Source organism: Polaromonas sp. P1_E1_2, assembly GCF_056406035.1.
In genome coordinates this window covers 1-10085 of record NZ_JBFUAZ010000091.1, presented here as the reverse complement: position 1 = coordinate 10085, position 10085 = coordinate 1, and the positions used below count along the sequence as shown (strand labels likewise).

The window sequence follows — 10085 nt, the reverse complement described above, 5'->3', positions numbered from 1 at the left end:
ATGCCGCAAAGACACGATTCCTTAATCTTGAGATTTCTGCATCTGAAGCAGATGGCAAGACGAAAATTGTTTCCAGTCCACGTGTCGTGACTGCTGATCAGGTGAAGGCTCTGATTGAACAGGGTACAGAGCTTCCCTATCAACAGGCGACTTCCAGTGGTGCCACCGCTATTGCCTTTCGAAAGGCAAACTTGAAGCTCGAAGTCACTCCGCAAATAACGCCGGAGGGGAACATCATCCTTCAAGTGGACGTGAACAAGGATAGCGTGGGACGTGAAACAGCGAACGGATTCGCGATTGATACCAAGCATATTCAAACGCAGGTACTGGTGGAAAATGGTGGAACCGTGGTCATTGGCGGCATTTTTGAGCAAAATGATCGTGACAATGAAACCAAAGTCCCGCTTTTGGGCGACATCCCCGGTGTTGGCAATTTGTTCAAACAAAGAACGCGATCTGCCACGAAGTCTGAATTGCTGGTGTTCATCACACCCAAAATGCTGACTAACGGATCTGCCCTGCGTTAATTCCGACCACCCGTCTGATCGCCTTGGGCGAGTTCGAGGGCGGTAGGTAAAGAAGGCGTCGTGCTGAAGGACTGCGCGTGGGACTGCCAGTCCTCTGTGTAGTTGCTTGGCATGCTTCTGGGCAACCTTTCCTCCATATCAATTGAATGCACATCCGTTGAGAATCGCCTGCGTGGGCTTGCCTGGGTCGGGGAAATCCACCGTCGGCAGGCATCTTGCCCGAAGAATGGGGTTGCGGTTCATTGACTCGGATCAGGTGATAGAACAACGTATCGGTTGCTCTATCCGTGAGTTTTTTGAGCGCGAAGGTGAAGACGCATTTCGCGACATCGAGCAGCTGGTCATCGATGAGTTGACTCAGGGTGAGGTTTGCGTACTCTCCAGCGGCGGCGGGGCTGTGCTGCGCCCCGCCAACCGGCAACATCTTAGGGAGCGGGCGCAGGTGGTTTACCTGCATTCCATCCCCGAAGAGGTTTTTCGCCGTTTGCGGCATGACCAGAACCGCCCTTTGCTTCAGGTGGCCGATCCGCTGGCGCGGCTCAGGGATCTTTACGCCGCCCGTGACGCCCTCTATCGGGAAACGGCACACTATGTCATTGAAACAGGCCGCCCTTCAGTCTCTACGCTGGTCAACATGATCCTGATGCAGCTGGAGCTGGCAGGCGTGATGGCTCCGCCTCCCGACCGGCCATAACCATTGGCAAGCCTTGGAAAGGGTGGAAGCCTCTACACTTCTTCCATGCAAGAAAATTCCTCTTCCGCCGTTGCGACAATCCGGATTGATCTGGCCGAACGCAGCTATCCGATCGTCATTGGCAGCGGGCTTCTGGGAAGCAGCAATACCTATCAGGACGTGCCCAAAGCGGCGACGGCGCTGGTGGTGTCAAACACCACCGTGGCCCCGCTGTATGCCGTGCAACTCACCCGGGCCTTGCAGCAACGCTATGACAAGGTGCTGCTGGTCACCTTGCCGGATGGTGAAGTCCACAAGGACTGGCCAACCCTGCAATTGATTTTTGATGCGCTGCTGGAAAACGGCTGCGACCGAAAGACGGTGCTGTTTGCCTTGGGCGGTGGCGTGGTCGGCGACATGACCGGCTTTGCCGCGGCCAGCTACATGCGCGGCGTACCATTTGTGCAGGTGCCCACGACATTGCTGGCCCAGGTGGATTCCTCGGTAGGCGGCAAGACGGCGATCAACCACCCGCTGGGCAAAAACATGATCGGTGCGTTCTACCAGCCCTTGCAGGTGGTGTGCGACCTGGATGTCCTGGCGACGCTGCCTTTTCGCGAACTGAGTGCGGGCCYGGCCGAGATCATTAAATACGGCCCCATTGCCGACATGGCATTCCTTGAATGGATCGAGACCAACTTGCAGGACCTGCTCGCCAGGGAGCCCGTGGCCTTGGCCCACGCCATCCGGCGCAGTTGTGAGATCAAGGCGTGGGTTGTAAGCCAGGACGAGCGGGAGTCGGGCTTGCGGGCCATCCTGAATTTCGGTCACACCTTCGGCCACGCGATTGAATCCGGCCTGGGCTATGGGGAATGGCTGCATGGCGAAGGTGTGGGCTGCGGCATGGTGATGGCCGCGCATCTGTCAGAGCGTCTGGGCCTGGTTGACAAGCCTTTTACGGAACGCCTGACCAATCTTGTCCGACGATGCGGCCTGCCGGTGCGAGGACCTGTGCTGTCAACCACCGACAATGCCGGCCGCTATCTCGAACTGATGCGCATCGACAAAAAATCCGAAGCGGGTGAGATAAGGTTTGTTGTGATCGACGGCCCCGGGAAGGCAGCCGTTCGCAGTGCACCGGATGCCATGGTGCGCACTGTCATAGATATGTGCTGTGAATAAGCGGCGGAAAATATGGAAGAAGTACCTGAAATTGCTATCAATTCAGGAGCTGTTTGCGCTTATACGGTATGGGATTTCGGTCATTTTTATGCTTAATCCATGAAYCTCCAGCCCTACGCCTGTGACCCGTCGCGTTCGCGCGGCCGCCGCTTTGCCGAGCCTGCTGCGCCAACCCGGTCCGAGTTTCAGCGCGACCGCGACCGTATCGTGCACTCCACCGCTTTTCGGCGCCTGGTGTACAAAACCCAGGTGTTTCTGAATCACGAAGGTGATTTGTTTCGCACCCGTCTGACTCATTCGCTGGAGGTCGCCCAGCTGGGAAGGTCCATCGCCCGCACGCTTCAGCTCAACGAAGACCTCGTGGAAGCCATTGCGCTGGCGCATGACCTGGGCCATACGCCGTTCGGTCATGCCGGTCAGGATGCCTTGAACGCGTGTCTGAAAGCCTGTAACCCAGACAGCGCAGGCTTTGAGCACAACCTGCAAAGCCTGCGCGTGGTGGATTCCCTTGAGGAGCGCTATCCGGCCTACAACGGGCTGAACCTGACCTTTGAGACGCGAGAAGGAATCCTGAAGCATTGTTCCAGGCGCAATGCACGCCATATTGAAGCCCGCGAGCCGGACGGTGTTGCCCGCCGGTTCGTGGAGCCCGCTGACGGGCCGCGCTGGCAGCAACCCGGTCTGGAGGCACAACTGGCCAATCTTGCGGACGAAATAGCCTACAACGCGCACGATATTGACGACGGCGTGCGCTCCGGCCTGTTAACCCTGGAGCAACTGGAGGGTGTCGAGCTGTTCGCGCAACACTGCCGGGAAACGCAACTGGCGCACCGGGCGTTGAAAGGCCGGCGGCTGCTGTTTGAGACCATACGGCGCATGCTCAGTGCCCAGGTCTATAACGTGATGGATGCGACATCGCTTGCGATTCACAAGGTTGCACCTGCCAGCGTGGACGAAGTTCGCAGGCATCCGGCGCTGGTGTGTTTTACCGAAGAAATGGCGATGCAGTCTGCATCCCTCAAACGTTTTTTGCTGCGAAACCTGTACCGCCACCCGAAAGTGGTGGAAACCACGCAGGCTGCCAAGCAGGTAGTCCGTGACCTGTTCGAAGCCTATATGGCCGACCCGGCCCAGATGCCGCAGGCTCACATCGACCGGTTTGACGGCATTGATGCCCCCCATGCGGCGGGCGCAAAACCCGAGAGGGTGGTCGCCGACTACATTGCCGGCATGACAGACCGCTTCGCCGCCAAAGAGCATGAGCGCCTTAAGGGGCGCGCAGCTTTTCCGGTTTAGGTGGAGTTGTAGCGGCCCATAGGCAGCAAGCGTGACGGAGCCCCGGCCAACAACAACCCCGAGCCCGAACGCGGCCTGGTACGTGATGGCTGCCGGTGTGGTGGCCGCCCTTTACGTGGGAAAACTACCGCCTGCGCTGCCTGTACTGGGAAAGGTATTGGGCGTGACATTGCTGCAGGCCGGATTTCTGCTGTCGCTGGTGCAGCTGGCGGGTATGGTGCTCGGGCTGCTCATCGGGCTTGTTGTGCAGCGTGCCGGCCTCAAGCGCAGCATGGTGGCCGGGTTGCTGGTGTTGTCCGGTGCCGGTCTGTTGGGCGGCGTGTCTCCCGATGTGCATTGGCTGCTCGCCGCACGTGTATTCGAAGGGCTGGGATTCCTCTGGGTGGTGTTACCGGCCCCAGCCCTGATCCGCCAGCTGGTGCCACAAGAGCGGCTCAATGGCATGCTGGGAGTATGGGGCGCCTACATGCCGCTGGGCGCCTCTCTGGCCTTGCTGGGAGGCCCCATGATCATCGGCCTGGCCGCACCTGACTGGGGTTGGCGAATCTTGTGGTGGCTTCTGGCCGCGCTGGCCGCAGTGCTGGCTTTGCTGGTCGCGTGGCAAGTTCCTGCACAGGGGCATCTGCATGATGGCATCTCCCCCCGGCAATCGCCGGCTCCTCATTTCCGTGGCGGAGATATTGTCCGCGCGACGCTGCGGTCGCGCGCAGCCTGGTACATGTCTGTTGCTTTTGCGATGTACTCGGGACAGTGGCTTGCTGTGGTCGGTTTCCTGCCGTCCATCTACACCCAGGCTGGCGTGAGCGGTGTGTGGGTGGCATGGCTTACGGCGCTTGCTGCTGCCGTCAATATCATCGGCAACGTCGCGGCAGGCAGGCTGCTGGAGCGTGGTGTACGACCGGTGGTTCTGCTTGGGGCAGGCTTCCTGTCGATGGCTGGAGGCGCACAGCTCGCATTTGCCGTGCAACTGCGCCCGGAAATACAGTACGTGGCCATACTGGTCTTCTCGATGGTGGGTGGCCTGATCCCCGCAACGCTGTTTAGCCTGGCCATCCAGCTTGCGCCCCGCCGTGATGCCGTGTCGACCACCGTTGGCTGGGTCCAGCAGTGGTCGGCGCTGGGGCAATTTGCCGGTCCTCCGCTGGTTGCCTGGGTGGCCAGCACTGCGGGAGGATGGCAATGGACGGGTTGGCTTGCGACGGCCGGCTGCGCCATCGCCCTCGTGTTGGCGAGCTTGCTTGATCGTCTGCCTGGATCTGCCCGCCAACGCACTTGAACGGGCGTATGTTGGCGCCCCATGCGCATAGGCTTATGACGTGTTGGCATTTCCACGGTGGTTTTTGAGGGTTGCACCGATTACGCTGAGGGTCTGCGCACAATTTGTGACATTTCTTCGGAATATTGAGCGCATGCTGAGGTACGGGCATCAAACCTGCTTTGGCTATTTCGTCTCTCAAAAGGTGTTCTCATGGGTTTCAATCGACGTCAACTAATTCTGCGTGGGGTTTCCGCGGGCGCTGCGGTAGCAAGCCCTGCGCTCTGGGCTCAAAGCAAAACCAGCCGCAAGATTCTTCTTGGCCAATCGGTTCCCCTGACAGGTGCAGCCGACCAGATCGGTCTGGCGTATCTGAATGGAGCAAAGATTTATTTCGATGCCATCAATGCAAAGGGCGGTGCCGGCGGCCACAAGATAGAAGTCAAGACACTCGACGACGGCTACAACCCGGCCAAGGCTGCCGCCAATGCCAAGCAGTTGATCGACGAAGGCGTCGATGCGCTGTTCGGCTTTGCCGGTACAGCCAGCTGTGATGCCGCGTTTGCCGCTTCCAAGGCATCCGGGGCGCTCTTTTTCGCACCTTTTGCGGCGTCGGACGCATTGCATGATCCTGCGCTGGCAAACATATTTCATGTGYGTCCGGCGCTGGCCGATGAGGCCTACAAAATTGCGCGCCACTGTGCCACCCTCAACCAGGACCGTATCGGTGTATTTGCCGAAGATGACGCCATGGGGCGGGGCGGCCTTGCAGCGGTGAACCAGGCCCTGATCGACCTGAAGCGCCCGGCCATCGTTGGCAGCGCCCTGTCGCCGGTCAACAGCGACAAGGTCGATGCCGCAGTGGCGCAGCTGATGAAGGCGCAACCTCAGGCCGTGATCCAGGTCAGCCTGTTCAATTCATCGGCAGCGTTCATCCGCAAGATGCGCCAGGCCGGCTTCGGCGGGCAGTTCCTCAATTTCTCCGTCGTGGGTATCGATCCGCTGTTCAGTGCCTTGGGCAAGGAGATAGGCGGTGTGGTGATCTCGCAGGTGGTGCCGTCGCCACGCAGCACGGGTACGCCCATCATCAAGGAATACCTGGATGTACTGAACCAGACGGACCAGACGCCGAGTTACGAGAGTGTGGAGGGTTATATTGCTGCCCGTACTTTTGCCGAAGGCGTACGCCGCAGTGCGGCCGGCAGCGGCAAACCCGACAGGGCAGGTCTGCAAAAGGCGTTTGAAACCATGACGGACTACGACGTGGGCGGCTTTCGTGTGAACCTGCGCCCCAAGAAATACGAATCGGTGCGTGCGATTGACCTGGTCACCATCACGCCTGACGGCAAAGTTGTCCGTTAAGCGTCTTCTTTCCCGTCGTTTCAACGGCGCCCAATGGACTCAGTGCGGAGCAGGAAATCAGGGTCAGATCAAATATCATGATGCAAACTTCAGGCATTGCATCCCATGGCCCGTCTTCCCCGGCTGACGCTCCCCGGTTACCCGCACCACATCATCCAGCGGGGGAATAACCGGCAAACTGTCTTTTCTTCGGCCGCCGACCACCAGGTGTTTTTGGCGTTGCTTGAAGAAAGCGCCCGCAAGTTCGGCGTTGCCCTGCATGCTTACGTGCTGATGGACAACCATTTCCACTTACTGGCGACGCCTTCCACAGCGGACAGCCTGCCGCAGATGATGCAGGCTGCCRGGCGGCGCTATGTGCGTTACTTCAACGACAACCAGGGCCGCTCCGGCACCTTGTGGGAAGGGCGTTACCGGGCCACCGTGATCGAGGCCGAGCGCTACCTGCTGGCCTGCATGGCCTATATGGACCTCAATCCGGTCCGCGCGGGACTGGTGGCCGAGGTCAAAGACTATCCGTGGTCCAGCTACGGCCACTACGCAGGCCTGCGGGTCGACGGCCTGCTCACGCCGCACCCGCTGGTCTGGGCGCTGGGCAACACGCCCTTCGCCCGTGAAGTGGCCTACGCCGAACTGGTGCGCGCCGGCATCACGCTGGAGCAGCAAGACCAGCTGACCCGATCCGCCCTGAGTGGCTGGGCCCTGGGTGGAGATGGCTTTTTGGCGGAGTTGCAAAAGCGCACGGAGCGCCGTGTCACCAGGAACCAGGCGGGGCGCCCACCCCTACGCGTAGCTGAGGGCCCGGATGATGAATAACTTCATATTTATCAAGGCTTGGCGCGCTTGAGTTTAATATGTCCCCAATTGATTGTTGATTAAATTGATCGACATTTAATTAGAATCTGACCCCATTTAAAGCGCTTGGCATTGTTGTTGCAATGCAATATGCTCCCATTCCCTGCGAAAAATTATGAACCTTGCGGATGGAAGCGTTGCCAGGGCCTTTAACGGTCGTTCGGGCATCGCCGTCATCCCCAACTGACGAGGAATTGCCATGACCACGGCTGCTGAAATCAAGCATTTTGAAGAAAACGGTTTGTACTCCGGTGCAAACGAACATGACGCCTGCGGCGTCGGTTTCGTGGCGCACATCAAGGGGCACAAAAGCCACGCCATCGTCCAGCAAGGCCTGAAGATCCTCGAGAACCTCGACCACCGGGGCGCAGTGGGCGCTGACAAGCTCATGGGCGACGGCGCCGGTATCCTGATCCAGCTGCCCGATGCGCTGTACCGTGAAGAAATGGCCGGCCAGGGCGTGCAGCTGCCGCCACCCGGAGAATACGGCGTCGGCATGGTCTTCCTGCCGAAAGAGCACGCTTCCCGCCTGGCCTGCGAACAGGCGCTCGAGCGCGCCGTCAAGGCCGAAGGCCAGGTGCTGCTGGGCTGGCGCGACGTGCCGGTCAACCGCGACATGCCCATGTCGCCCACCGTGCGCGAAAAAGAACCCATCCTGCGCCAGATCTTCATCGGTCGCGGCAACGACGTCATCGTGCAGGACGCGCTGGAGCGCAAGCTGTATGTCATTCGCAAAACCGCCAGCGCCGCCATCCAGAACCTGCGCCTGACGCACAGCAAAGAATATTACGTGCCCAGCATGTCCAGCCGCACGGTGGTCTACAAAGGCCTGCTGCTGGCCGACCAGGTGGGCACCTACTACCGTGACTTGACCGACCCGCGCTGCGTCTCGGCACTCGGATTGGTGCATCAGCGCTTCTCGACCAACACCTTCCCGGAGTGGCCGCTGGCCCACCCGTACCGCTATGTGGCGCACAACGGCGAAATCAACACCGTCAAAGGCAACTACAACTGGATGAAGGCACGTGAAGGCGTGATGTCTTCGCCGGTGCTGGGTGCCGACCTGCAAAAGCTCTACCCGATCAGCTTTGCCAGCCAGTCCGACACCGCGACCTTCGACAACTGCCTCGAGTTGCTGACCATGGCCGGCTACCCCATCAGCCAGGCCGTGATGATGATGATCCCCGAGCCTTGGGAACAGCACACCACCATGGACGAGCGCCGCAAGGCCTTCTATGAGTACCACGCCGCCATGCTTGAGCCCTGGGACGGCCCGGCCTCCATCGTGTTCACCGACGGCCGCCAGATCGGCGCCACGCTGGACCGCAACGGCCTGCGCCCCTCGCGCTACTGCGTGACCGATGACGACCTGGTCATCATGGCCTCCGAATCCGGCGTGCTGCCGATTCCTGAGCACAAGATCGTGCGCAAATGGCGCCTGCAGCCCGGCAAGATGTTCCTGATCGACCTCGAACAAGGCCGCATGGTCGACGACGAAGAAATCAAGGCCACGCTGGCCCACAGCAAGCCTTACAAGCAATGGATTGAAAACCTGCGCATCAAGCTGGACGACGTGGCCGGCAAGGCGGCAAAGGCGGCTCCGGTCACCACCCCCGCTGTATCGGGCATTGCATTGCTTGATCGCCAGCAGGCCTTTGGCTACACACAGGAAGACATCAAGTTCCTGATGTCCCCCATGGCCGCCAACGGCGAAGAAGCCACCGGCTCCATGGGCAACGACAGCCCGCTGGCTGTGCTGTCCAACAAGAACAAGCCGCTCTACAACTACTTCAAGCAGTTGTTCGCGCAGGTGACCAACCCACCCATCGACCCGATCCGCGAAGCCATCGTGATGTCGCTGGTGTCCTTCATCGGCCCCAAGCCCAACCTGCTGGACATCAACCAGGTCAACCCGCCGATGCGGCTTGAAGTGAGCCAGCCCGTGCTCAACGTGGCCGACATGCAAAAGCTGCGCGACATCGAAGCGCACACACAGGGCAAGTTCAAGAGCTATACCCTGGACATCACCTACCCGCTGGCCTGGGGCCACGAAGGCGTCGAGGCCAAGCTGGCTTCGCTGTGCGCTGAAGCGGTCGACGCGATCAAGGACGGCAAAAACATCCTGATCATCAGCGACCGCGGCATCACCGCCACGCAGGTGGCCATCCCGGCCCTGCTGGCGCTGTCGGCGATTCACCAGCACCTGGTGAAAGAAGGCTTGCGCACGACCGCCGGCCTGGTGGTTGAAACCGGCTCTGCCCGCGAAGTGCATCACTTTGCCGTGCTGGCCGGCTACGGCGCTGAAGCCGTTCACCCCTACCTCGCGATGGAAACGCTGGCTGAGCTGTCCAAGGGCCTGCCGGGTGACCTCAGCACCGACAAGGCGGTCTACAACTACACCAAGGCCATCGGCAAGGGCCTGTCCAAGATCATGTCCAAGATGGGCGTGTCGACCTACATGAGCTACTGCGGCGCGCAACTGTTCGAAGCCATCGGCCTGAGCCGTGACACCGTGGCCAAGTTCTTCACTGGCACCGCCAGCCAGGTTGAAGGCATGGGTGTGTTTGAGATCGCTGAAGAAGCGCTGCGCATGCACCGCGCCGCCTTCAGCGACGACCCGGTGCTGGCCAACATGCTGGACGCCGGCGGCGAATACGCCTGGCGCGTGCGCGGCGAAGACCACATGTGGACGCCCGATGCAATCGCCAAGCTGCAGCATTCCACGCGCTCCAACAACTGGAACACCTACAAGGAATACGCCCAGCTGATCAACGACCAGAACCGCCGCCACATGACGCTGCGCGGCCTGTTCGAGTTCAAGATCGACCCGTCCAAAGCCATCCCGATCGATGAAGTCGAGCCGGCCAAAGAGATTGTCAAGCGTTTTGCTACCGGCGCCATGTCGCTGGGCTCCATCAGCACCGAAGCCCACGCC

7 protein-coding genes and 1 pseudogene are annotated in these 10085 nt (G+C 60.2%); all 8 read left to right on the top strand.

All coding sequences use genetic code 11. The annotated features are described in order from the left end of the window. A pseudogene (locus AC1D1P_RS06985) lies at nt 1–527 on the top strand (type IV pilus secretin PilQ); the annotation flags it as partial. Nucleotides 528–684: 157 nt separating this feature from the next. Next, entirely contained in the window at nt 685–1221 is a 537-nt protein-coding gene (locus AC1D1P_RS06980) for a shikimate kinase (RefSeq protein WP_457279811.1), read from the top strand. 45 nt (nt 1222–1266) lie between these two features. Further along, on the top strand, nt 1267–2382 hold the full coding sequence (aroB, locus tag AC1D1P_RS06975) for a 3-dehydroquinate synthase (protein ID WP_477672501.1): 1116 nt from the start codon (nt 1267–1269) through the stop codon (nt 2380–2382). A 99-nt stretch (nt 2383–2481) separates the two neighbouring features. Further along, nucleotides 2482–3678 carry a deoxyguanosinetriphosphate triphosphohydrolase gene (locus AC1D1P_RS06970; protein ID WP_477669880.1) on the top strand — a complete coding sequence of 399 codons (1197 nt, stop codon included), beginning with the start codon at nt 2482–2484 and terminating at the stop codon, nt 3676–3678. A gap of 85 nt (nt 3679–3763) precedes the next feature. Beyond that, entirely contained in the window at nt 3764–4954 is a 1191-nt protein-coding gene (locus AC1D1P_RS06965) for an MFS transporter (RefSeq protein ID WP_477672502.1), read from the top strand. A 192-nt stretch (nt 4955–5146) separates the two neighbouring features. Further along, nucleotides 5147–6295, top strand: a complete 1149-nt coding sequence (locus tag AC1D1P_RS06960; protein ID WP_477672500.1) for an ABC transporter substrate-binding protein — start codon at nt 5147–5149, stop codon at nt 6293–6295. Nucleotides 6296–6400: 105 nt separating this feature from the next. After that, nucleotides 6401–7111 (top strand): REP-associated tyrosine transposase, encoded by a 711-nt coding sequence (locus tag AC1D1P_RS06955; protein ID WP_477672499.1) that lies wholly within the window; start codon nt 6401–6403, stop codon nt 7109–7111. Between the two features lie 238 nt (nt 7112–7349). Further along, nucleotides 7350–10085, top strand: a 2736-nt coding sequence (locus AC1D1P_RS06950; RefSeq protein ID WP_477672498.1) for a glutamate synthase central domain-containing protein, incomplete at its 3' end; no start/stop codon positions are given.